A 22,627-nucleotide genomic window follows, 5' to 3' on the forward strand; every position below is an offset into this window, starting at 1 on the left:
TTCTGCGAGGCGACCCGCCGCCCGCACCACCCGCCCGTAAACAAGGAGACAGTGATGTCGCACGACACAACGACACCCGAGTTCGGGTTCATGACCCTGCCCCGCACGGTCGAGCAGACCGGCGAGATCGCCGTCGAGGCCGAGTCCGCCGGCTACTCCTGGCTCGGGATCGCGGACTCGCCCGCGGTCTATCCCGAGTCGTTCGCCCACCAGCACGAGGCACTGCGGGTCACCAGCCGCCTACGGGTCGGCCCCATGGTCTCCCACGTGGTGGTGCGCCACCCGCTGATCGTCGGCAACCTCTTCGCCACCCTCAACGAGGCGGGCGACGGCCGCACCGTCGGCACCCTGGCCACCGGGAACAGCGCGGCACGCGGACTGGGCCTGCGCCCCTCCACCATCGCCGAACTGGAAGAGGCGGTGCAGTGCATCCGCGGCTACTGGGCGGGCAAGGGCGGCAGCTTCAACGGCAGCAACATCCCGGCCACCGGGGTGGAGCGCCGCGGCTGTCCCCTCGTGGTGGCCGCCGACGGACCGCGCGGCGCCGCACTCGCCGGACGCGTCGCCGACGGCCTGATCTACAGCGGCACCCTCAAGTCCGAGGTGCTCGCCCGCCGGGTGGCGGCCGGCCGGGTACGCCCCGACCAGACGGTCTGGCACGCCCCGGCGGTCTCGCTCGCCGATTCGGTGGAGGGCGTCTTCGACGACATCGGGGCGATCATCGTCGCCATCGCCAACCGCGCCTTCCGTGGCGATCTCGTCGAGCGGGGCATCCCGGCCGAGCTGCACCCCGACATCCACGCCATGTGGGCCAACTACGACTACGCGGTGCACGCCGACAACACCCGGCCGCGCAACCTCGAACTGATCACCCGCCCGCTGGCCGAGTACATCGTCCAGAACTTCGTCGTCTGGGGCAGCGAGGAGCAGTGGAAGTCCCGGATCGACCACATCGCCGCACACGGTGTCGACGGCGTGATGTTCCTGCTCGGCCAGAACGACCAGCGGGCCGCCGTACGCGGCGTCACCGCCCGGCTGCAGGCCCTGGGCCTGCTGCCCGGCTGACCCCCACCGCCGGCGCGCACGGCACACCCCCCTCAGCACATGACCACAGCCCCAGCCGGCACACGACCCCGGGGCGCGAAACGGAACGGAACACGATGTCCCAGACCAAGGACGACCGGGTGGACTCCTGGCGCCCCACCAGCGGCCACGACATCCGGCAGCTGCTCGACCACCTGCGTGACCGGCGCGACAACGCGCCGGTCAGCGTGGACGAGCGAACCGGCATGCTGACCGCCTACCGCTACGCCGACGTCCACCGCATCCTCAACGACCACACCACGTTCTCCTCACAGGTCTACCGGGCCTCACCCGCCGGCGAGTACAGCCGCGGCAACCTCGGTATGACCGACCCGCCGGTGCACCGGCAGATGCGGACGCTGGTGAGCCAGGCCTTCACCCCGCGCGTGGTGGCGGAATTCGAGCCCCGCATCACCCAGCTGGCCCTCGACACCATGGAGGCCGCCGCCGGCCGCGAGTCCTGGGACTTCATCGAGGAACTCGCCCGCCCGCTGCCCGTCACCGTCATCGGCGAACTCCTGGGGGTGCCCGACTCCGATCACGCGCTCTTCCGCAAGTGGGCCGACGACATGCTCACGATCGACGCCGCCGACCCCACCGATCCCGACTACCTCGCCTCGGTGAAGGCCAGCAAGCAGGCCATGCACGACTACCTGCTGGAACGCTGCAAGGAACGCCGCGGCGCGCTCGGCGACGACCTCATCAGCCGCCTGGTGGTGGCCGAGATCGACGGTGAGCGCCTCGACGACGAGGAGCTGGTGAACTTCTCCAGCCTGCTGCTGATGGCCGGACACTTCACCACCACCGCGCTGCTGGGCAACGCCCTGCTCTGCCTCATCGACCACCCCGAGGCGGTGGCGCAGATCACCGCCGACCCCGAGCTGCTGCCGGGAGCCATCGAAGAGGCGTTCCGCTACCGCACCTCGGCCGCCCAGCTGGCCCGGATCACCAACCACGCGACGGTCATCGGCGATGTCGAGGTCCCGGCGGAAACCGTCGTGGGAATCTCCCTGATGTCGGCCAACCACGACGAACGGCAGTTCACCGACCCCGACCGCTTCGACATCCACCGCTATCCCAACCCGCACCTCGCCCTTGGCCACGGCATTCACTTCTGCCTGGGCGCCTCGCTGGCCCGGCTGGAACTCCGGGTGGTGCTGAGCGTCCTGTTCCGGCACTTCTCCCAGGTGGGCATCGCGCCCGGAGCCGACCTCCAGTTCTACTCGGCGCCGGGGCTGCACGCGCTCAAGAGCCTCCCCCTGGTGTTCTCCCGGGCCTGACCGCGGGGGCGGCGGTCCCCACGGCCCGCCGCCCCGCATCCCCCCATACCGCCTTTTCGGCCTGCCGAGCCCATCCTCTATGCTGTCCATCAAAACGCAGTCCTTCTCCGCGGCGGCGCCGACCGACCCGCCCAGGCAGGTGCGAGACCCGAGGAGCCATCGTGGCCGAGCTGCACGTCGAGTTGGTCGCCGCGGACCGTCAGGTCTGGTCCGGCGAGGCCAGCCTGGTCGTCGCGCGCACCTCGTCGGGCGACATCGGCGTCATGCCCGGACACCAGCCGCTGCTCGGCGTGCTGCAGTCGGGCCCGGTGACGATTCGTACGACCGGCGAGAGCGGGGACGGCACCGTCGTCGCCGCGGTGCACGGCGGTTTCATCTCGTTCGCCGACAACAAGCTGTCGCTGCTCGCGGAGATCGTCGAGCTGTCGGACGAGATCGATGTCGAACGCGCGGAGCGGGCGCTGGAGCGTGCGAAGTCGGAGGCCGACGCGGCCGCCGAACGCCGTGCCGATGTCCGGCTGCGTGCGGGGACGGGTGTGCGCTGAGCCCCGTCACCGACGAGATCCACCCTCAGCCGCGGGCCGCCCGGAATCCTCCGGAGCGGCCCGCGGCTGAGGCGATGCAGGTGCGTTTGTCTCCTCCGTGCCGGAACGGCGCGGAGGTACCCCCTTCGAGGCGAGGAGGTCGGTCGAGATGGTCCTCGCTCTGCTTGTGAGCGGCATCGTCGTGGTCCTGGTGCTGCTGGGGCTGTTCGTCTTCGGGCTACGGCGACGGCTCATCCAGCGGTCCGGCGGCACCTTCGACTGCAGCCTGCGCTGGAACGTACCGGAGCACCCCGAGAAATCCGGCGAGCCCAGCGGCAAGGGCTGGATCTACGGCGTCGCCCGCTACAACGGTGACCGCATCGAGTGGTTCCGGGTGTTCTCGTACGCCCCCCGGCCCCGCCGCGTCCTGGAGCGCTCCGCCATCGAGGTCCTGCACCGCCGTACCCCCCAGGGCGAGGAGGAGCTGGCGCTGCTCTCCGACTCCATCGTCCTGGCCTGCGCCCACCGCGGCACCCGCCTGGAGCTGGCGATGAGCGAGGACGCGCTCACCGGCTTCCTGGCCTGGCTGGAAGCGGCCCCTCCCGGCCAGAGGGTGAACGTCGCGTAGCCGGGCGGCGCGCCGTCGGTCCACGCCGGTCGCCTCGTGCGCCACGGGAATGCCACCCTCGGCGGTTTCGCCTGTGGGCCACGGGAACCTCACCCTCGGCGGTTTTCCCTGTGCGCCCCAGGAACGCCACCCCCGTCCGTCGCCTCGTGAGCGACGGAAATGCCACCCTCTTACGATCACCTCGCACGCCACGGGAATACCCCCCGCGCCCGCCACGTTGTGGCCCCGCAGGGGGCGCACCCGTCCCCTAGGGAATCCGTTCGGCCGCCCCCTAAGGCCCGTCGACCCCCAACTCCTGTGCCAGCACGGCCGCCTGCACCCGGCTGCGCAGGCCCAGCTTCCCCAGCAGCCGGCTGACATGCGTTTTGACGGTGGCCTCCGCCATCGCCAGCCGCAGCGCGATATCGGCGTTCGACAGCCCCCGCCCCAGACAGCCCAGCACCTCCCGCTCGCGCGGTGTCAGCGCGTCCAGGACGGCGGGATCCGGGGCGTCGCCGTCCCGCGCCGGCCGCCCCGCCGTATGCGGGCGGCCGAACTCCGCGATCAGCCGTCGCGTCACCGCGGGGGAGATCATCCCCTCGCCCGACGCCACCGTACGCACCGCCGCCAGCAGCGCGGCCGCGTCGCTGTCCTTGAGCAGAAAGCCCGCGGCCCCCGCCCGCAGCGCCCCGAAGACATAGGCGTCCAGGTCGAAGGTGGTCAGCACCAGCACGTCCGCCAGCGCTTCGGCGACGATCTGCCGGGTGGCGGAGACCCCGTCGAGCCGGGGCATCTGGATGTCCATGAGGACGAGGTCGGGGCGCAGCTCGCGGGCGAGCCGTATCGCCTCCTCGCCGTCCACCGCCTCCCCGACCACCTCGATGTCGGCGGCGGAGCGCAGGATGAGCACCAGCCCGGCCCGTACGGCGGACTGGTCCTCGGCGACAAGAACCCGGATCGGTTGTGCGGCGGCGCCCGTCATCGTTGTTGTTCCTCCTCGGAGGCGGGCAGCGCGGCCCGCACCAGCCAGACCTTGCCGGCCGGCCCGCCGTGGGGGCCGGCCTCGAATTCGCCGCCCAGCAGGGCGATCCGCTCGCGCATCCCGACCAGCCCGGCACCCGAGCCGGGCGCGCGGGGATCCGGCCGGTCGGCGTACGGGCTGCGGACGGTCACGGTGAGCGGCCCCTCGCCGTCCTGGGCGAGCCGGACCAGGACCTCGCCGGGCGCGGCGTGCTTGAGCGCGTTGGTCAGCGACTCCTGGACGATGCGGTAGGCGGCGAGCTCGACCGGAGCCACCATGCGGGGCTTCGCCCGCGGGGTGTCCAGCACGAAGGTCAGCCCGCTGCCCGCGCCGTTCGTACGGGCCTGGGTGATCAGCGCCTCCAGGCCCTCCAGCGTGGGCGTCGCGGCCGGACCGTCGGCGCCGGCCGCTTTCGCGTCCCGCAACAGGCCGATAAGACGGCGCATTTCGGCCAGACCCTGCACGCTGTTCTCGCGTATCACCCCGAGGGCCTCGCGGGTCGCCGCCGGGTCGTCGATGGTCTGCGCGGCGGTCGAGTGGATCGCGATCGCGGACAGATGGTTGGCGACCACGTCGTGCAGCTCGCGCGCCATCCGCGCCCGCTCCCCGGCCACCGCCTGCACACGGTCCATCTCGGCCAGCAGCGCGGTCTGCTCGGCGCGCAGCTGGGCGGCCTGGACGGCGTCGCGGTGGTGACGGACAAGGGCTCCGGTCCAGGCCGGGGCGATGGTGCCCAGGGCGAAGACGATGCTGAAGAGGACGACCTGGGGGTCGTGCCAGAGCGCGGCCAGCGTGATGGTGGCCAGGATCGTGAGCAGCACGCTGTAGAGCGGGATGCGGCGGGCCGCGGCCGGGCTGCCGTAGAGCACCGCCGCGTAGACCACGTCGGTGAACATCAGGACCGTGGCGACCAGGGTGCCGCTGCAGCTGTCCAGTACCAGCGCCAGGACGGCGACGGCCAGCGCGGTCCTCGGCGCCGTACGGCGCATCAGCTCGGCCCCCGACATCGCGGTGAGCGCGACGAGGGTGTGCGAGGCGGACAGGCCGAACAGCGGGGGGCCGCCGTGCAGATGGAGCGTCCACAGCAGCAGCCCGCACAGCAGCCCGCCGCCCGCGATGAGCACATCGATGCGGTGCGGCCGGCCGGGCGCGGCGGGGGTGCGGTCGGTGGGGACGGGCACCCCTCCATCCAACACGCCGCGGAGACGTCGCCGCCTCATCCCTTCAGCCACCCCGCTACATCGAAAGTTGCAGTCCCGGATCGTCGCCCGCGACGACGCGCCGGCCATCGGCCCTTGCCAGTCTGGAAGGCAACGAGGGACCGGAAGCCAGAGAGGGAACCGCCGTGGTCGTCACGCTGATCATCGCCTGTGAAGTCGGGTTCTGGGTGCTGCTGATCGCGGGCCTGGCGCTGCGCTATCTGGCCCGGATGCCCCGCACCGGAGCGGCGGTGCTCTTGTTGGAGCCGCTGCTGGAGCTGGTGCTGCTGATCGTCACCGCGATCGACCTGAAGAACGGCGCCCACGCGGACTGGAGGCACGGCCTGGCCGCCGTCTACATCGGCTACACCGTCGCCTACGGCCACTACACGATCAGCTGGATCGACGGCCACTTCTCGCACCGCTTCGCCGGCGGCCCGCCCCCGGTCAAACCCCCGCGCTACGGCACCGCCCGCGCCTGGCACGAAGGAAAGCTGTGGCTGCGGACGGTGCTGATGGCGGCCGTCGCGGCGACCCTGCTCCAGATAGCCATCTGGTACGTCGGCGACGACGGCGACAGCGGCTCGCTGCGCTCCTGGCAGCTCACCACGCTGAAGATCCTCGCCGTCCACGGCGTCATCGCCGCCACATACCTCATCTGGCCGAAGAAGGATCCGGGCGAGGCCACGCCGACAGCGGCCCCGGACCTGCCACGGGAGAAGACGCCCAGCGCCTAGCGCTCGCCGCCCGGCACCCACAGCACGTCCCCGACCTCCTTGTTGGCCGTACGCGCCAGAATGAACAACAGGTCCGAGAGCCGGTTGAGATAGGTGGCCGTCAGCGGATTCATCGTCTCGCCGTGCTCCTCGAACGCCGCCCAGGTGGAGCGCTCGGCGCGCCGTACGACCGTGCAGGCCTGGTGGAGCAGTGCGGCGCCGGCCGTGCCGCCCGGGAGGATGAAGCTGCGCAGCTTCTCCAGGTCGGCCAGGAAGCGGTCGCAGTCGGCTTCCAGCTTGTCGATATAGGCCTGTTCGACGCGCAGCGGCGGGAACTCCGGGTTCTCCACCACCGGCGTCGACAGGTCGGCACCGACATCGAAGAGGTCGTTCTGTACGCGCAGCAGCACCGCGGCCACCTCGTCCGGCAGCGAGCCGAGGGCGAGGGCCACGCCGATGGCGGCATTGGCCTCGTTGGCGTCCGCATAGGCCGAGATCCGCGAATCGGTCTTGGCGGTCCGGCTCATGTCGCCGAGGGCGGTGGTGCCCTTGTCGCCGGTGCGGGTGTAGATGCGCGTCAGATTCACCATGGGAGCGAGCCTACGCCGCGGCCCTGCGGAAGGCCCGGCTGCCCACGGCCGTCGCCACCACCGCGAAGGCGACGGCGACGAGGACGCCGTAGAGCATGGCGGAGGAGGCGTACGCGCCGGTGAACGCCGCCCGGACCGCATCGACGAGATAGCGGAACGGCATGAAGTGCGAGACCACATCGAGCCACTTGGGCCCCAGCGTCATCGGCAGCATCAGCCCGGACAGCAGCATCGACGGCAGCGTGACGGTGTTGATGACCGGTCCGAACTCCTGCGGAGTGGTCACCTTCAGCGCCAGCGCGTACGACAGCGACGCCAGCGCCACGGTCAGTACGGCGACGAAGCCGAAGCCGATGAGGATGCCGGCCAGCGGCGCACGCAGGCCCATGACCAGCGCCGCCAGCACCAGCAGCACGGCCTGGAAGACGAACAGCAGGGCATCGCGCAGCACCCGCCCCAGCAGCAGCGCCGACCGGCTCACCGGCGTGACCCGCATCCGCTCCACGACCCCGAACTGCTTCTCCACGATGATGCCGAAGCCGCAGAACGCGGCCCCGAACAGCGAGAGCTGAAGCAGCAGTCCGGGCACCAGCACCTGCCAGGAACTGCCGGGAACTCCGGACGACGACAGCGGCAGACCGGTCAGCAGCGGCCCGAAGAAGAGCAGATACAGCAGCGGCATGACGATGCCGAAGAGCATCTGGAGCCGGGAGCGCAGGGTCTGGCGGGCGTAGCGCCCGAAGACCAGCGCGGTATCGGAGAGAAGAGCGGACACAAGGTGCTCCTGAGGTGCGAGAGGTCGGTGTCAGACGGACAGCGGGGCGGGCTGCTCGTCGGCTGGGGCGCCGCGCCCCGTGATGGCGAGGAAGGCGTCCTGGAGGGAGGCGTCGGACGAGCCGGCGTGGGTGCGTTTGAGGGCGTCCGGGGTGCCCTCGGCGGCCACCGTCCCCTTGTCGACGATCACCAGCCGGTCGGCGAGCGCATCGGCCTCGTCCAGGTAGTGGGTGGTGAGGAAGACGGTGGTGCCGTGCTCGGCGCGGATACGCCGGACCAGGTCCCACAGGCCGGCGCGGCTGCCGGGGTCGAGTCCGGTGGTCGGTTCGTCGAGGAAGAGCACCTGGGGGCGGTGCATGAGCCCCATCGCGATGTCCAGCCGCCGGCGCTGGCCGCCGGAGAGCGTGGCGGTCTTGCGGTCCATCAGTTCGGTCAGGCCCAGGTCGGCGGCCAGTTCCGTGCTGCGGGCGAGCGCTTCGGACTTGGTCAGGCGGTAGAGGCGGCCCTGGGTGACCAGCTCCTCGCGCACCGAGACATGCGGGTCGACGCCGCCGGACTGGGCGACGTAGCCGCAGGCGCGGCGCACGCCTGCGGGATCGCGGACCAGATCGCAGCCCGCGACGGTCGCGCTGCCGCCGGTGGGCGCCAGAAGCGTGGTCAGCATCCGCAGGGTGGTGGTCTTGCCCGCTCCGTTGGGGCCGAGGAAGCCGAGGATCTCGCCGCGCTCGACGGTGAGGTCGATGCCGCGTACGGCCTCTACGGGGCCGCGTTTCGTGGTGAAGGTCCGGGCGAGTCCGGACGCGTCGATGACTGGCATGACGGACAGAGAAACAGAGTCTCCCCAAAATTGCAATGACTCCAAAATTTCATGAAGCCCAGCGAACGATAGGCTGAGGGCATGGCAGAGGGACTCAGGGAGCGCAAGAAGCGGCAGACGCGCCAGTACATCTCGGACGTGGCCACCGGTCTCTTCATGGAGCGCGGCTTCGACGCGGTGACCATCGCGGAGATCGCCGATGCGTCGAACGTCTCCGTGAACACCGTTTACAACTACTTCCCCGCCAAGGAAGACCTCTTCCTCGATCGGAGCAAGGGGCTGCTGGACCGGCTGTCGCGGTTCGTCCGGGCCCGCGGCGCGGGCGAGTCGGCCGCCGCCGCCGTACTGCGGGAACTGCGCGAGGAAGTGGTGAGCGTCTCGCCCAGGGTGGGGCTCATCGAGGGCTACGAGCGCTTCATGAAGGTCGTACACGGCTCGGCGGCCCTTCAGGCCCGCCTGTGGCACCTTCAGCGGGAGCAGTACACCAACCTCGAGGCCACCCTCCGCCAGGAGACCGGCGCCCCGGCCGATGACCCGATGCCCGGTCTGATGGCCGGCCAGATCAACTGGGTCCACGAGACCTTGATGGCCACCATCACCCACGAGATGATCGCCGGCCGCAAGCCCGCGGTCGTCTCCCGCGAGGCCCTCGCCCTGCTGGACGAGATGGAGGACCTGCTGAGCGAAAAGGTCCTCAACTACGCCGTACGGGTGGCCGACTGACGGGCCTGCGCGCCGCCGCCGGGTCCCGCCGGTGTGACGTCCGTCATGGAAAAGGGGCGCGGCGGCGCGATGGGGCTCGTCGAGTGGGGCGGTGTTGGGGGGCAGGAAATGCGCGCTGCGGCCCGGAGGGGCTCCTTGAGGGGCGGTGGTTGGGTGACGGGAAATGCGCGCTGCGGCCCGGAGGGGCTCCTTGAGGGGCGGTGGTTGGGTGACGGGTGGGCGTGACGCGTATCTCTTACGCACCAAAGGATCGCTCACGACCGCTAACGTCGCCTTGAGAGTCGTCGTAGAGCCGTCAAGTGCACAGGGTGTTAGGGGACAGCAGTGGCAAGGAAGCTCGCCGTCATCGGGGCCGGACTCATGGGGTCCGGCATCGCGCAGGTCTCCGCCCAGGCGGGGTGGGACGTCGTCCTCCGTGATGTGACGGACGAGGCGCTGGCCCGCGGCAAGGGCGGCATCGAGGCCTCGTACGAGAAGTTCGTCGCCAAGGGGAAGCTGGAGGCGGCGGCCGCCGAGCAGGCGCTGGCCCGGATCACGACCACGACCGATCTGGAGGCCGTCGGCGACGCCGATATCGTTGTCGAGGCGGTCTTCGAGAAGATCGAGGTCAAGCGGGAGATCTTCCAGTCCCTGGACAAGCTCGCCAAGGACGAGGCGGTGCTCGCCTCCAACACCTCCGCCATCCCGATCACCAAGATCGCCGCGGCCACCTCCCGCCCCGAGCGGGTCGTGGGGACGCACTTCTTCTCGCCGGTGCCGATGATGCAGCTGTGCGAGCTGGTGCGCGGCTACAAGACCAGCGACGAAACGCTGGCCACCGCACGGGAATTCGCCGAGTCGGTCGGCAAGACCTGCATCGTCGTCAACCGCGACGTCGCCGGTTTCGTCACCACCCGGCTGATCTCCGCGCTGGTCGTCGAGGCGGCCAAGCTGTACGAGTCCGGCGTGGCCACCGCCGAGGACATCGACATCGCCTGCAAGCTGGGCTTCGGCCACGCCATGGGACCGCTGGCCACCGCCGATCTGACGGGCGTCGACATCCTGATGCACGCCACCGACAACATCTACACCGAGTCCCAGGACGAGAAGTTCGCGCCGCCGGAGATCATGCGGCGCATGGTGGATGCGGGCGATATCGGCCGCAAGAGTGGGCAGGGCTTCTACGAGCACTGATACCGCTGAGCCCGCATCAGGGCCCTGGGCCCTGATGCGATCACCCTGCGGGGTGAATTCGGTATCGGTTCGCTTACAAGCGGCAACTTCGCCGCATGAGAGGCAGTCAGTTCTGTAGACGTCAAGGGAAGCAGGCCCATTGACCACCGGGCCCATCAATCGGGGAGCGCATATGCACATCAGGGGCGATCACGTCGAGCTGGTCGTCGGGGGCCGCCTCGACGTCCGGAGCGCGGCGGACGCCCGTACGGCCCTGCACACCGCCGTCGACTCCGGCCGCGGCGATCTCGTGCTGGACCTGACCGAGCTGGATTCCTGGGACGCCACCGGCCTCGGCGTGATCATGGGGGCGCACCGCCGCGCGGGCCGGGTGAACCGCCGGCTGGTGCTCCGCGGCGTACCGCCCCAGATGCAGCGCCTGCTGGTCGCCACCCGGCTGCACCGCATCCTCGCGATCGAGGGCGGCATCGAAGCCGAATCGCTTCCTCGCGTGTGAGGCACGGCGAGTGAGGCAGCACGCGTGAGATACCGGGCAAGGGGTGCCGGGCATGCGGCACCAGATATGAGGCGTCGGGTGCGAGGCCGTGCGGGGAGCGCGGCGGGATACGCGCCGCGGCGGGGCGAAAGCCGCATAGCCAGAGGTTCCCGCCCCACCGGGACGTTCGCCGCTTTCCGCGCAGTGTCCGGCCCCAGCGGTACGCCGCCCCGCGTCCCGGGGCTAAGGTGCGGTTGCCCGTCGTATGCCTGTATGGCGGTGGGCACCGGACCAGACCAGACGCCACGGCCAGGGGATCCCGGCCGCAGCCGGGGGGTGCGAACGGCCGGAAGAGCAGTCGGGCACGCCAGATCTGGGAGCTTGCAGCATGGACCCGAACACGAACCGGGGACCTGAGGAGTACGCCGAACAGGGCCACCCTGCCGAGGCGCCGTCACCTCCGTTCGGCACCCCGCAGGACGGCTCCGGTGGCCAGGCCCGCGTCGTACGGCTGGTCTCGGGCGGCTACCTCGTCACCGTCAACCCCATCGACGGCAGCGAGATGGAGCCCTGCCCGCCCGGGGAGCGCCCGGCCGTCCCCGGCAAGCTCCGGCCCGAGGAGCGCGCCGAGGCCGCCCGCGCCGCCGCGCCGCCGCTGCCCTCGGGACCGCCCGCGTTCGCCGGGCACGAGACCGTCCTCGAAGAACGCTCCGAGGACACCGATCGCCTGGTACGGCTGCTCTCCCGCGGCCGCTCGGTACGCGTCACCGGCCCCTCCGGATCGGGCCGCACCCGGCTGCTGGACGCCGTCGCCGCCGCGTGCCGCGACATCGCCCCCGACGGCGTCATCCGGCTCTCCGGCTACCGCCGCACCCCCACCGATGTGCTGTACGCGCTGTTCGGCGCCGTCTACCGCGCCCCGCAGCACCGTCCCGACCGCCCGGAGCTGCTGCGCCGGCTCGGCTCCATCGGCGCGATCGTCGTCCTGGACGACCTGGAGTTCGGCGGCACCGCGCTCGACGAGCTGCTGGACGCCACCCCCGAGTGCGCCTTCCTGATCGCCACCACCCCCGGTGTCCCGGCGCCCAGCGCCGGCTCGCCCCTCGAGGAGGTCTTCCTCGGCGGGATCGGCCGCAGCGCCTGCGTGCGGATGCTGGAGCGCGCCGTGGACAGGCCCCTCACGCCCGACGAGGAGGCCTGGGCCGGGGATTTGTGGTTCGAGTCCGAGGGGCTGCCGCTCCGGTTCGTCCAGGCCGCGGCGCTGCTGCGGCGGCGCGACCGGGTCCTTTCCGGGGCCGCGGCCGGCGCGACCGACATCCCGGACGCCGACGCCACCCAGGACGACGCCGCCCAGGACCACGTCACCCGGTCCGACGCCTCCCAGGACGAGGCCGCCGACTCCGACGGGCACCCGGACGGCCCGCTGCCCACGCTCGGTGAGGCCGCCTCACCCGTCCCGCTGCTCGCCGCCCGGCTCGGCGCCGCCGCCCAGGAGACGCTCCGCTTCGCGGTCGCGCTCGGCGGCGAGCTGCCGCACCAGGCGCATCTGCCCGCGCTCACCGAGGACACCCATGCGGACGCCGTCCTCGGCGATCTGCTGGGCAGCGGGCTGATCTCCCCGGCCGGGTCGCACTACCGACTGGCCGCGACCGTCCAGGACCAGCTGGCCGCCGTCGGCTACGCCGAGGACGCCGCCGCCCGCGCCCACACCGCCGCCCAGCACTACTCCTGGTGGGCCGGCCACCCCTCGGTCACCCCCGAGCGGGTCGCCGCCGAGGCGGATGCGGTGCTGGCCGCGATGGGCGTGCTGACCGCCAGCCGGGAGAGCGGCCACGCCAGCTCGGCCGTGCTGCTCGCCCGGACGGCCGCGCCCGCGTTCGCCGCCGCGCTGCACTGGAGCGCCTGGGAACGCAGCCTGCGGCACGGCCAGGAGGCCGCGCGGCGGGCCGGTGAGGTCGCCGAGGAGGCGTACTTCCACCATGAGCTGGGCGTCCTGGCGCTGTGCACCGGCAGCCTGGACCGGGCGCGGGCCGAACTGGAGGCGTCCATCGGACTGCGCGGGGTGCTCTCCGACCGCCGCGGCGCGGTCGCGGGGCGGCGGGCGCTGGCGCTGGTCAGCGACCGCTCGCGGGCCGATTCGGCCGCCGCCGACACGACCGTCCTCAAGCCCGTCGGGCCCAAGGCCGCCGGGAGCAGGACCGGCCCGGCCGCACCGGCCCCCGGAGCACGGGCCGAGGAGACGGACACCCCGTCGCCCGACGCCGTTTCGACGGCCAAGCTGAGCCTTCCGCGTACGCAGCAGGGGACCGGCGCCACGGTCGTCGCCCGGGGCGCGGCGAGCACCGCCGCCACCACCGCCCTGCCCGCCGCCGCGGGCGGCGCCGGCAAGCGGACGGTCCGGCGCAACCTCGTCGCGGCGGGCGCCGGTGCCGTGCTGGTTGCCGTGCTCGGCACCGTCGTCACGCTCGGGATGACCTCCGGCGACGATTCCAAGGGCGGCGACCACGTCACCTCGGAACAGACCACCCCGGACGGCGAGAACCCGGAACTGCCGACCGACGAGCCCGCCCCGGGCTCCAGCCTGCCGCCCGCCGGTCCCGGTACGTCCGCGCCGGTCGACGCCGGCCACAAGGGAAGCCCGAACGCGTCGGCGGACGACCCCACCACCGGCCAGTCACCGACCGGCCCCAGCACCCGCCCGACGGACCCCACCACCGGCCCGACCCGGCCCACCGGCAACCCCACCACGCCCACGGGCCGGCCGACCGGACCGACCCACAAGCCCACCGGCCGGCCGACCCCGACGCCGACCGAGGACCCGACCACCGAGCCGACGGACCCGACGCCGACCCAGGACCCCACGGGCAAGCCGACGACGCAGAGCCCCTCGGGGACCACCAGCGCGTCGGCCGCCGGTCCGTCGGCGGCGAGCCCCGAATCGGCGTCCGCGGCGGCGCCGTCCGCGTCCGGATCCGGCACGCCGGCGGCCACCCAGAGCGGCAGCCCGTCGGACCCGGGGAGCGCGTCGACCGCCTGACGGACGGTGTGAGCCCGGCATCAGCCGGCCGGGCTCATCCGCCCCGCTGCGGGCTCAGAACAGCCGCAGCTTGTCGTCCTCGATGCCGCGCAGGCCGTCGTAGTCCAGGACGACGCAGCCGATGCCGCGGTCGGTGGCCAGTACGCGTGCCTGCGGCTTGATTTCCTGGGCCGCGAAGATGCCCTTCACGGGAGCCAGGTGCGGGTCGCGGTTGAGGAGTTCGAGATAGCGCGTGAGCTGCTCGACTCCGTCGATCTCGCCGCGCCGTTTGATCTCCACGGCCACGGTCTGGCCGTCCGCGTCGCGGCACAAGATATCCACGGGGCCAATGGCAGTGGGGTATTCACGCCGAATCAGGGAGTAGCCCTCGCCAAGGGTCTCGATCCGGTCGGCGAGCAGCTCCTGAAGGTGGGCCTCCACGCCGTCCTTGATGAGGCCGGGGTCGACGCCGAGCTCGTGCGAGGAGTCGTGCAGGACCTCTTCCAGGGTGATGATGAGCTTCTCGCCACCCTTGTTCTCCACCGTCCACACCTCGCCGTCACCCTCCTTGAGGGAACAGGGCGGGGACATCCAATTGAGGGGTTTGTAGGCCCGGTCGTCCGCGTGAATGGAGACGGAGCCGTCCGCCTTGATCAGGATGAGGCGGGGGGCCGAGGGAAGGTGGGCGGTGAGCCGGCCGGCGTAGTCCACGGAGCAGCGGGCGATGACGAGACGCATGGTGCGAAACGCTACTCGACCGGAGGCCGCCCGCGCGATTCGCCCTTGGGGCACGGTCTCTTTCCGGGGGAAATCCCCGCACCCCCGGCGCTCGCCTTTGGCCGGTTGTATGTGCAATCTCCTGGTGCGGGCCTCTTGCGCGGCATACCGTTGAAGCGGGGGGTTGTGAGGCGAACACGCTGCGTCGCTGGACCCCTTGTCCCGTCCCTAGGCCCCGTCCGTCCCGGCGGGGCCGCGAGAGGAGAACCTCATGTCGCTCGACGTCTCACCGGCCCTCCTCGAACAGGCCGAGCGAGGCGAGGTCGACGAAGCCGCATTTGTCGACTGCGTCCGGAACTCCCTGCCCTACGCATGGGGGATGATCAGCTCACTGGTGGCCCAGCTGAAGGTGGACGGCGGTCAGTTCGCCGACAACCAGACGCCGCCGCCGGACGAGCAGGCGCGCGGCCAGCTGCTGCGCGCGCTGGCGAGTGACGCCATCCGCGGAGCGCTGGAACGCCACTTCGGTGTGCGCCTCGCTTTTCAGAACTGCCACCGGGTCGCGGTCTTCCCGCTCGACCCGGCCGTGGACGACCGCCTGGCCAAGTTCACCTCGATCCGGGGTCAGCTGCTGAACCAGTCGCCGGAACTGCGCGACTGCTGATCGGAGTTGCTGCCGCTGCGCAGCACGTGGGGGGCGCGCACCGTGCCCATGCGCCAGCGGCAGCACCACCGAACGACGGCACGGCCTCCCCGGAAGTACGGCGCATCGCATGATCACAGGCCAGGTTGCCAGGGGAAAACCGCACGTCGCTCCGCCCCGTCCGGCGGAGTCACCCCAGCTGCGGCAGGACCTCGGCGCCGAGCCGGCGGACGTTCTCCTCGGTGGCGGCGAGATCGCCGGAGCCCTCGACGAGCAGCGCGAACCGCCCGATGCCCGTACGCTCCGCCGACGCCGCCAGCCGGTCCGCGCACAGCCGCGGCGGGCCGACCGGATGCAGCCCGCACAGCAGCTCCGTATAGGCCAGCGGATCCCGCATGGCGCGATAGCGGCCGTCGACCGTGACATGCGCGCCCAGCCCCTGCCGCAGCCAGCCCGGCATCGCCTTCGTCAGGGTCTCCTCGGCATCCCGCCGGGCATCGGCGATCTGCACCACACCCGCCGACACATGCTCGGCCGCGGCCACTTCGTCGCCGTCGCGCCCGGCCTCCCGCGCGGCGGACCGCCACAGCGCGACCATGTCCGCCTTCTCCTCGTCGCCGCAGTGCATGCCGAGCAGCATCGGCAGCCCGCGCTCCGCGGCGAGCCGGACGGAGGCGGGCGAGGTGCAGGCGACCACCACGGGCGGCCCGGACGCCGTGCCGTCCGGATCGGTCAGCGCCTCGCCGGGCCGGGGGACCACCGCCACCTCACGGAAGGCATAGCGCTCACCGGCCGCGCCGACCCGCGGCTCGCGCAGCCAGCGCAGCAGCAGATCGAGCGACTCCGGGAAGCCGTGGTCGTACGCGGCCAGTCCGGCGCCGAAGACCTCGAGATCCACCCAGGGGCCGCCCCGGCCGACGCCGAGCGTGAACCGGCCCTCGGAGGTGAGATGCAGCAGCGCCGCCTGCTCACCGAGCGCCACCGGATGCTGGGTCGGCAGCACACTCACCGCCGTACCGACCCCGATCCGGTGGGTGCGGCCCAGCAGCAGCGCGGCCAGGGTCACCGCGCTCGGGCAGACGCCGTACGGCACGAAGTGGTGTTCCGCCAGCCAGACATCGTCGAGCCCGGCCTCCTCCGCCACCTGTGCGGAGCGCACCGCGCGGTGCAGTGCTTCCCCCTGTCCCTGGCCCGGGAATTGAGCGGCCAGGATGAAAGCGCCAACGCGCATCGCTCTCTGCCTCCTCGCAGCCGACGCGGCTTCCCCCTTACAGGCAACAACGTCTGACACGTGCCAAGGGCACGGCCTGACGCGAAATTTCCCGATGATCGCAGAAACCTGCCGGGCGGGGTCCGCCCCTGACCGGGACGCGTACGCTGGTGACAACCCTCCCCACGCTCGACTCCGCTCGCCCGGGGGGACTCCCATCCCCGCAGATTGCCCGAGGTGCTCAGTGTCCCCGCGTCGAAACCGCCAGCGCGGCGGTGCGAACCCCATCGACCGCACGGGCGGCGACCGGTACGGCCTGGAACGCACCGAGGAATGGCGCGGCGAGGACTGGACGGTGCGGCAGGTCGGCGGCGCCGGCGCGGGCAAGCACTACCGCTGCCCCGGCTGCGACCAGGAGATCCCGCCGGGCGTGCCGCATGTCGTCGCCTGGCCGCAGCAGGGCGATGTCGACGACCGCCGGCACTGGCACAAGGCCTGCTGGAACGCACGGGACCGCCGGAGCGCACGGCTCCAGCGGTCCCGTCATGCACCCAGGTACTGATCCGGGCTACACGTCGCGCTTTTCCTGGACGACGAAGGCGGCGGCCAGAACGACCGCGGTGACGCCGGCGAGGATCCACAGCGGGTTCCAGCCCTGCGGGCCGGTGTCGCCGAGGAACGGAATGCCGTAGAGCGTCGCCAGGGAGTTGGGCACCGAGTAGTTGACCAGCGCCTCGGTGAGCCACTTGAGGCTGCTCGCGCCGAGCATGAACACCGCCAGCAGCATCGGCAGCAGGACCACGCCGAACATGGCGCTGATGGCACCGGCGGAATGCCGCAGCAGCGAGCCGACCGCCAGGGCCAGAAGGCCCAGCAAGGACACGTAGAGGCCGGCGCCGACCGTGCAGCGCAGCCATTCGTCGGTCGTCGGCTGCCGGCCGTCCACCATCCCCGACATGGCGAGCGTGACGAGCGTCGTGGACAGGGTCGTGATCACAAAGGAGAGCACGAAGAAGACGATCGCCTTGGCGGTGAGCACCCGGGCCCGGCTGGGGCAGGCGGTCATGGTCGTCCGGATCATCCCCGTCCCGTACTCGGAGGAGATCACCAGGACGCCGAGCGGGATGATGCACAGGGTGCCCAGCATGACGCTGAAGAACCCGAAGGCGATCCGGGGGGCGACGGAGTGGCCCGACATGGCGGTGGCGGTGAGCAGGCCGATGCCGACGATCAGCAGGACCATCACGCCCAGCGTCCAGATCGTCGAGCGCACCGAGCGGATCTTCGTCCACTCGGAGGCCAGGGCGTGGCCGAGGTGGGTGTTGTTCACCGGGATCGGGGAGACGTAACCGGCGTGCCCGCCCTGCCAGTTGGCGGGCGGCTGGGGCTGCTGCGGCTGCTGCTGGGGGTGGGCCTGCGGGGGGACCGGGGCGTAGCCGGGCTGTGCCTGCGGCTGCGGCAGCTGCTGGGGAGCCTGCGGCGCCTGGGCGGCCGGGACCTGCAGCATCATCGTGCCCGCATCCTTGCCGGGGCCGTGTGCCGCGAGCGGCTGGGGCTCCGGGTGCGGCTGGGGGAGCGGCTGCTGGGCCTGAAGCATCATCGTGCCCGCCTCTTTGGCGAGCGAGGGGCCGGGCGCGGGCTGCGGCTGCTGCGGTGGCTGCTGCGCCTGCAGCATCATCGTGCCGGCCTCCTGCGCGGGCGCGGGCGGGCCCGCCTGGGGCGCGGCTGGCGGCATCGGCGGCGCAGCCGGTACCGGCTGCTCGTGCGAGCCGGTGTCGTGCGGTCCGCGCTCAGGCTGCGGCTGGGGCTGCGGCTGCTGAGGGCTGGTCATCGGGCGTCCTCGTTCTGCGGCGTGGGCATGGCGGCGGGGGCGGCTGGCGGCATGGGCGCGGCGGGCTGCGGCGGCTGCCCGTACGGGTTGGGTGCGCCGTACTGCTCGGGTGCGGGTGCCCCGTACGGGTGACTCGGAACCTGCCCCGGAGGCGGATAACCGGGCCCCGGAGCGACGGGCGGCTGCTGCATGTACGGGGCCTGGCCGCCGTACGGAGGTTGCTGGACCTGGCCGGGCGCATATCCGGCCGGCATCTGCTGCAGGCCCGCCCGCTGATCGGCCGTCGAGCGGTAGTCCACGGCGCCCTGGGTGAGCCGCATGTACGCCTCCTCCAGCGAGGCCTGGTGCGGCGACAGCTCCCACAGCCGGACATCGGCCTCGTGCGCGAGATTGCTGATCCGGGGCAGCGGCAGCCCGGTCACCTTCAGCGCGCCGTCCGGCTCGGGTTCGACCCGGGCGCCCGCCTCATCGAGCGCCGACGTCAGCTTCTCGCGCTGCTCGGGCTCGGTGTCGGGGGTGCGTACCCGGGCGAAGTCGGCGGAATTGGCCGAGATGAAGTCCTTGACGGGCATATCGGCGAGCAGCTGGCCGCGGCCGATGACGATCAAGTGCTCGGCGGTGAGCGCCATTTCGCTCATCAGGTGGGAGGAGACGAAGACCGTACGGCCCTCGGCCGCCAGCTGCTTCATCAGGTTGCGCACCCACAGGATGCCCTCGGGGTCGAGGCCGTTGACCGGCTCGTCGAAGAGCAGCACCTGCGGGTCGCCGAGCAGCGCCGCCGCGATGCCCAGCCGCTGGCCCATGCCCAGCGAGAAGCCCTTGGAACGCCGCGAGGCGACCTGCTGGAGGCCGACCACGCCGAGCACCTCGTCCACCCGGCGGGCCGGGATGCCGGAGAGCTGGGCGAGCGAGAGCAGGTGCTGGCGCGCGCTGCGGCCGCCGTGCACGGCCTTGGCGTCCAGCAGTGCGCCCACCTGGCGGGGCGCATTGGGGAGCTTGCGGAAGGGGCGACCGGAGATGGTGGCGTGCCCCGAGGTCGGCGTGTCCAGACCCAGAATCATGCGCATCGTCGTCGACTTGCCGGAGCCGTTGGGCCCCAGGAAGCCGGTGACCGTTCCCGGCCGTACCTGGAAGGACAGGTTGTGCACGGCCGTCTTGGCGCCGTAGCGCTTCGTCAGGCCGACTGCCTCGATCATTCTCCGCCCCTTGCGTGGTGGTCGGGGCAGAGGCGCCCTCGTACCCCCGTGAGGGTTATGAGGCTATCGGGACATTGACGGTTCCCGTCAATCTTGGTGTGCTGCGGCACTCTCGGCGCGGCACTGCCCTCAGGCATCGCGTTTCTTGAGGAGGACGAAGCCGCCCGCGAGCGCCGCCAGCGTCCAGGCGATCATGATGCCGAGGCCGCCCCAGGGGCCGTACGGGAGGTCCTCGCCCACCCGCGGGACGACCTGCATGATCTTCTGGCCGGCCTGGTCGGGGAGGTAACGGCCGAGTTTCCGGGTCGCCGAGACATTGCCGAGGATGTTGGAGATCAGGAAGAAGAACGGCATGAGGATGCCCAGCGAGAGCATCGGACTGCGGAGCATCACGGCGACGCCCATGGAGAACAGCGCGATCAGGGTCATATAGAGGCCGCCGCCGATCACGGCGCGCAGCACCCCGGGATCGGCGAGCTGCGCCCGGTGGTCGCCGAGGGCGGCCTGGCCGGCGAAGAAGGTCGCGAAGCTCGTCGCCAGGCCGACGACGAAGACCAGCGCGGTGGCCACCAGCAGCTTGCAGAAGAGGAAGGCGGCGCGCTGCGGTACGGCGGCGAGCGAGGCCCGGATCATGCCGGTGCTGTACTCGTTGGAGACCACCAGCACCCCGAAGACGATCATCGCGAGCTGGCCCAGGCCCATCCCGGCGAAGCTGATGTTGGTGGGGTCGAAGGTGACCCGGGCGCCCGCCGACATGGACTGGAAGTCGTTCCTGGCCAGAATGCAGATCAGCACGCCCAGCGCGATGGTGACCACCACGGCGATGCCCAGCGTCCACACCGTCGAGCGCACCGATCTGATCTTGGTCCATTCCGAGCGCAGCACCTGCGTGACCGCCGCCATCAGCTTCCCTTCCTCTGCCCGCGCCGCTGCCAGTCCGCGCCCCAGCCCTCCGGCTGAACCGGCGCGCCGTCCACCGGCGAGCCGTCCACCGGCCGCGGCCGCACCGCCGCCGGCCGGTCGTCGTGCGCGTGGTACTCCACGGACTCGGCGGTGAGCTGCATGAAGGCCTCTTCCAACGACGCCTGCTGCGGGCTCAGCTCATACAGGACGAGCTGATGCCGGGCGGCCATCTCGCCGAGCCGCGTGGCCGGCACCCCGTCGACCTCCAGCGAGCCGTTGCCGACCTCCACCGCGTCGATGCCCTCGGCATGCAGCAGATCGAGGAGCTTTTGCTGCTCGGGGGAGCGCAGTCGGACGTACGAGCGGGAGTTCTCCTGGATGAAATCGGCCATCGAGGTGTCCGCCATCAGACGGCCCTGGCCGATCACGATCAGATGGTCGGCGGTCAGGGCCATCTCGCTCATCAGGTGGGAGGAGACGAAGACCGTACGGCCCTGCGCCGCGAGGTTCTTCATGAGGTTGCGGATCCAGTGGATGCCCTCGGGGTCGAGGCCGTTGACCGGCTCGTCGAACATCAGGATCTCGGGGTCGCCGAGCAGCGCCGCCGCGATGCCCAGGCGCTGGCCCATGCCGAGCGAGAAGCCCTTGGAGCGCTTCCCGGCGACCGAGGTCAGGCCGACCGTGTCCAGCACCTCGCCGACCCGGCTGCGCGGAATGCCGTTGCTCTGCGCCAGGCAGAGCAGATGGTTGAACGCGCTCCGGCCGCCGTGCACCGCCTTGGCGTCCAGCAGCGCGCCGATGTACGTCAGCGGGTCCTTCAGCTGGCGGTAGTGCTTGCCGTCGATGCGGACCGTGCCCTCGGTCGGATTGTCCAGATCGAGCATCATCCGCATGGTCGTGGACTTGCCCGCGCCGTTGGGGCCGAGGAAGCCGGTGACGATGCCGGGCCGCACCGTGCAGGTGAGGCGGTCCACCGCGAGCGTGTCGCCGTAGTACTTGGTCAGCCCCTCGAGCTCGATCATGTACAGCACGCTAGGGGCGGCCCTGGGGCCTCGCCACCGGGCGCGGCGCGCCGTCACACGACCGCGCCCCCGTACCGCCGCAGTGGCGGTACGGGGGCGCGGGAAGCCGCCGGTCAGAACCTGCCGGGCGTCAGCGCGTCTGCTGAGCCGGGACGCCGCGGGAGATGGACTCCTCCTCGCCGGGGGCGCCGGCCGCGGCCACCGCCGCGCCGGTCAGCGTCGCCAGCATCTCGCGGACGTTGGTCAGCTGCGCGTTGATGGAGTCGCGGCGGTTGGTCAGCGCCGCCAGCTCGCGCTCCGATTCGCTGCGGATCCGGTCGGCCTTGGCGTTGGCGTCCGCCACGATGTCCTCGGCCTGGCGCTGGGCCGTCTCGACGGTCTGGCGGGCGCGGCGCTCGGCGTCGGTGCGCAGCTTCTCGGCCTCCAGACGGAGCTGCTCGGCGCGGTGCTCGATCTCCGCGAGCCGCTTCTCGGCCTTGGCCTGACGCGAGGCCAGGTCGCGCTCGGACTGCTCGCGGCGCTTGGCGAGGTTCGTCTCGAAGTCGGCGGCCGCCTGGGCGGCCTTGGCACGGGTCTCCTCGAAGAGGGAGTCGGCTTCCTCGCGCTTGGACTGGGCGTCCTTCTGCGCCTCGGCCCGCAGCGTGGCGGCCTCGCCCTTGGCCTTCTCGACGATCCGGGCGCCCTCGTCCTCCGCCTTCGCCTTGCGCTCGGCGGCGAACGACTCGGCGTCGTTACGGACCTGCTGGGCGGCCGACTCGGCCAGCTCGCGGTGCTGCTCGGCGGCCCGGCGGGCCTCCTCGCGCAGGTCCTTGGCCTCCTCCTCGGCGAGGCGGAGGATCTTCTCGACCCGAGCACCGAGACCTGCGTAGGACGGTTCGGCGTCGTTGACCTGAGCCTGGGCGTTCTGCGTTTCGAGGTGCAGTTCCTCGATCCGCTTTTCCAGCGACGTGATGCGGGCCAGCGCGCTGTCGCGGTCGGCGACGAGCTTGGTAATGCGGTCGTCCACCTGACCGCGGTCGTAACCGCGCCGCACGAGCTCGAAGCCGAAGGGGGAGGATGTGTCGCTCATGGGGTTCCTGTCGAAAGAGACCGGTGAGGTGATAAGGG

The 22,627-nt window shown here is 71.6% G+C and carries 23 protein-coding genes; 11 read left to right on the top strand and 12 right to left on the bottom strand.

Features of this window, described 5'->3' with window-relative positions; all coding sequences use genetic code 11:
* Positions 1 to 54: 54 nt before the first annotated feature.
* The 4 genes from AC5677_RS26700 (at position 55) to AC5677_RS26715 (ending at position 3,515) form a co-directional block, all read left to right on the top strand.
* Complete coding sequence (locus AC5677_RS26700; protein ID WP_497190458.1) at positions 55 to 1,065, top strand: LLM class flavin-dependent oxidoreductase; 1,011 nt, start codon at positions 55 to 57, stop codon at positions 1,063 to 1,065.
* A 95-nt stretch (positions 1,066 to 1,160) separates the two neighbouring features.
* Positions 1,161 to 2,363, top strand: coding sequence for a cytochrome P450 (locus AC5677_RS26705; RefSeq protein WP_497190459.1), 1,203 nt, complete (start codon positions 1,161 to 1,163; stop codon positions 2,361 to 2,363).
* Positions 2,364 to 2,524: 161 nt separating this feature from the next.
* A complete protein-coding gene (locus AC5677_RS26710) occupies positions 2,525 to 2,908 on the top strand; it encodes a F0F1 ATP synthase subunit epsilon (protein ID WP_497190460.1) in 384 nt (127 codons plus the stop codon).
* Positions 2,909 to 3,056: 148 nt separating this feature from the next.
* Entirely contained in the window at positions 3,057 to 3,515 is a 459-nt protein-coding gene (locus tag AC5677_RS26715) for a DUF2550 domain-containing protein (protein ID WP_497190461.1), read from the top strand.
* Positions 3,516 to 3,786: 271 nt separating this feature from the next.
* Here the strand turns inward: AC5677_RS26715 and AC5677_RS26720 are convergent, their stop codons facing one another.
* Both AC5677_RS26720 and AC5677_RS26725 read right to left on the bottom strand, forming a co-directional pair.
* Positions 3,787 to 4,476, bottom strand: coding sequence for a response regulator (locus AC5677_RS26720; protein ID WP_497190462.1), 690 nt, complete (start codon positions 4,474 to 4,476; stop codon positions 3,787 to 3,789).
* On the bottom strand, positions 4,473 to 5,735 hold the full coding sequence (locus tag AC5677_RS26725) for a sensor histidine kinase (protein WP_497190463.1): 1,263 nt from the start codon (positions 5,733 to 5,735) through the stop codon (positions 4,473 to 4,475). Before AC5677_RS26725 ends, AC5677_RS26720 begins: the two co-directional genes overlap by 4 nt.
* Before the next feature lie 125 nt (positions 5,736 to 5,860).
* Here AC5677_RS26725 and AC5677_RS26730 point away from each other — a divergent pair, with 125 nt between their 5' ends.
* Complete coding sequence (locus AC5677_RS26730) at positions 5,861 to 6,451, top strand: hypothetical protein (protein WP_497190464.1); 591 nt, start codon at positions 5,861 to 5,863, stop codon at positions 6,449 to 6,451.
* On the opposite strand, the gene AC5677_RS26735 is transcribed toward AC5677_RS26730, so the two are convergent.
* From AC5677_RS26735 to AC5677_RS26745, 3 genes are read right to left on the bottom strand one after another with little or no spacing between them, the layout of a single operon-like run.
* Positions 6,448 to 7,020 (bottom strand): cob(I)yrinic acid a,c-diamide adenosyltransferase, encoded by a 573-nt coding sequence (locus tag AC5677_RS26735; protein WP_497190465.1) that lies wholly within the window; start codon positions 7,018 to 7,020, stop codon positions 6,448 to 6,450. The genes AC5677_RS26730 and AC5677_RS26735 overlap by 4 nt on opposite strands.
* 10 nt (positions 7,021 to 7,030) lie before the next feature.
* A complete protein-coding gene (locus tag AC5677_RS26740) occupies positions 7,031 to 7,795 on the bottom strand; it encodes an ABC transporter permease (protein ID WP_497190466.1) in 765 nt (254 codons plus the stop codon).
* Positions 7,796 to 7,825: 30 nt separating this feature from the next.
* Complete coding sequence (locus AC5677_RS26745; RefSeq protein ID WP_497190467.1) at positions 7,826 to 8,611, bottom strand: ABC transporter ATP-binding protein; 786 nt, start codon at positions 8,609 to 8,611, stop codon at positions 7,826 to 7,828.
* 81 nt (positions 8,612 to 8,692) lie between these two features.
* Here AC5677_RS26745 and AC5677_RS26750 point away from each other — a divergent pair, with 81 nt between their 5' ends.
* The 4 genes from AC5677_RS26750 (at position 8,693) to AC5677_RS26765 (ending at position 14,019) form a co-directional block, all read left to right on the top strand.
* Positions 8,693 to 9,334 carry a TetR/AcrR family transcriptional regulator gene (locus AC5677_RS26750; RefSeq protein ID WP_497190468.1) on the top strand — a complete coding sequence of 214 codons (642 nt, stop codon included), beginning with the start codon at positions 8,693 to 8,695 and terminating at the stop codon, positions 9,332 to 9,334.
* A gap of 324 nt (positions 9,335 to 9,658) precedes the next feature.
* Positions 9,659 to 10,507 carry a 3-hydroxyacyl-CoA dehydrogenase family protein gene (locus tag AC5677_RS26755; RefSeq protein WP_497190469.1) on the top strand — a complete coding sequence of 283 codons (849 nt, stop codon included), beginning with the start codon at positions 9,659 to 9,661 and terminating at the stop codon, positions 10,505 to 10,507.
* A 172-nt stretch (positions 10,508 to 10,679) separates the two neighbouring features.
* Entirely contained in the window at positions 10,680 to 11,003 is a 324-nt protein-coding gene (locus AC5677_RS26760) for an STAS domain-containing protein (protein WP_136742625.1), read from the top strand.
* 367 nt (positions 11,004 to 11,370) lie between these two features.
* Complete coding sequence (locus AC5677_RS26765; RefSeq protein ID WP_497190470.1) at positions 11,371 to 14,019, top strand: ATP-binding protein; 2,649 nt, start codon at positions 11,371 to 11,373, stop codon at positions 14,017 to 14,019.
* Positions 14,020 to 14,073: 54 nt separating this feature from the next.
* On the opposite strand, the gene nucS is transcribed toward AC5677_RS26765, so the two are convergent.
* A complete protein-coding gene (gene nucS, locus AC5677_RS26770; protein WP_497190471.1) occupies positions 14,074 to 14,736 on the bottom strand; it encodes an endonuclease NucS in 663 nt (220 codons plus the stop codon).
* Between the two features lie 250 nt (positions 14,737 to 14,986).
* Here nucS and AC5677_RS26775 point away from each other — a divergent pair, with 250 nt between their 5' ends.
* Entirely contained in the window at positions 14,987 to 15,379 is a 393-nt protein-coding gene (locus AC5677_RS26775; RefSeq protein WP_400068344.1) for an SCO5389 family protein, read from the top strand.
* Positions 15,380 to 15,548: 169 nt separating this feature from the next.
* Here the strand turns inward: AC5677_RS26775 and AC5677_RS26780 are convergent, their stop codons facing one another.
* Positions 15,549 to 16,589, bottom strand: coding sequence for an LLM class flavin-dependent oxidoreductase (locus AC5677_RS26780; protein WP_497190472.1), 1,041 nt, complete (start codon positions 16,587 to 16,589; stop codon positions 15,549 to 15,551).
* A 223-nt stretch (positions 16,590 to 16,812) separates the two neighbouring features.
* On the opposite strand from AC5677_RS26780, the gene AC5677_RS26785 reads away from it, so the two are divergent.
* On the top strand, positions 16,813 to 17,130 hold the full coding sequence (locus tag AC5677_RS26785) for an Rv1322 family protein (protein WP_497190473.1): 318 nt from the start codon (positions 16,813 to 16,815) through the stop codon (positions 17,128 to 17,130).
* 6 nt (positions 17,131 to 17,136) lie between these two features.
* Here the strand turns inward: AC5677_RS26785 and AC5677_RS26790 are convergent, their stop codons facing one another.
* The 5 genes from AC5677_RS26790 to AC5677_RS26810 all read right to left on the bottom strand — a co-directional run bounded on the left by AC5677_RS26790 (position 17,137) and on the right by AC5677_RS26810 (position 22,589).
* Positions 17,137 to 18,399, bottom strand: coding sequence for an ABC transporter permease (locus AC5677_RS26790; protein ID WP_497190474.1), 1,263 nt, complete (start codon positions 18,397 to 18,399; stop codon positions 17,137 to 17,139).
* Positions 18,396 to 19,595, bottom strand: coding sequence for an ABC transporter ATP-binding protein (locus tag AC5677_RS26795; RefSeq protein WP_497190475.1), 1,200 nt, complete (start codon positions 19,593 to 19,595; stop codon positions 18,396 to 18,398). Before AC5677_RS26795 ends, AC5677_RS26790 begins: the two co-directional genes overlap by 4 nt.
* Positions 19,596 to 19,724: 129 nt before the next feature.
* Positions 19,725 to 20,498 carry an ABC transporter permease gene (locus AC5677_RS26800; RefSeq protein WP_497190476.1) on the bottom strand — a complete coding sequence of 258 codons (774 nt, stop codon included), beginning with the start codon at positions 20,496 to 20,498 and terminating at the stop codon, positions 19,725 to 19,727.
* Positions 20,498 to 21,520, bottom strand: coding sequence for an ATP-binding cassette domain-containing protein (locus AC5677_RS26805; protein WP_497190477.1), 1,023 nt, complete (start codon positions 21,518 to 21,520; stop codon positions 20,498 to 20,500). Before AC5677_RS26805 ends, AC5677_RS26800 begins: the two co-directional genes overlap by 1 nt.
* Before the next feature lie 130 nt (positions 21,521 to 21,650).
* Complete coding sequence (locus tag AC5677_RS26810) at positions 21,651 to 22,589, bottom strand: cellulose-binding protein (RefSeq protein ID WP_497190478.1); 939 nt, start codon at positions 22,587 to 22,589, stop codon at positions 21,651 to 21,653.
* Positions 22,590 to 22,627 lie beyond the last annotated feature (38 nt).

Source organism: Streptomyces sp. JLSY215 (assembly GCF_059682825.1).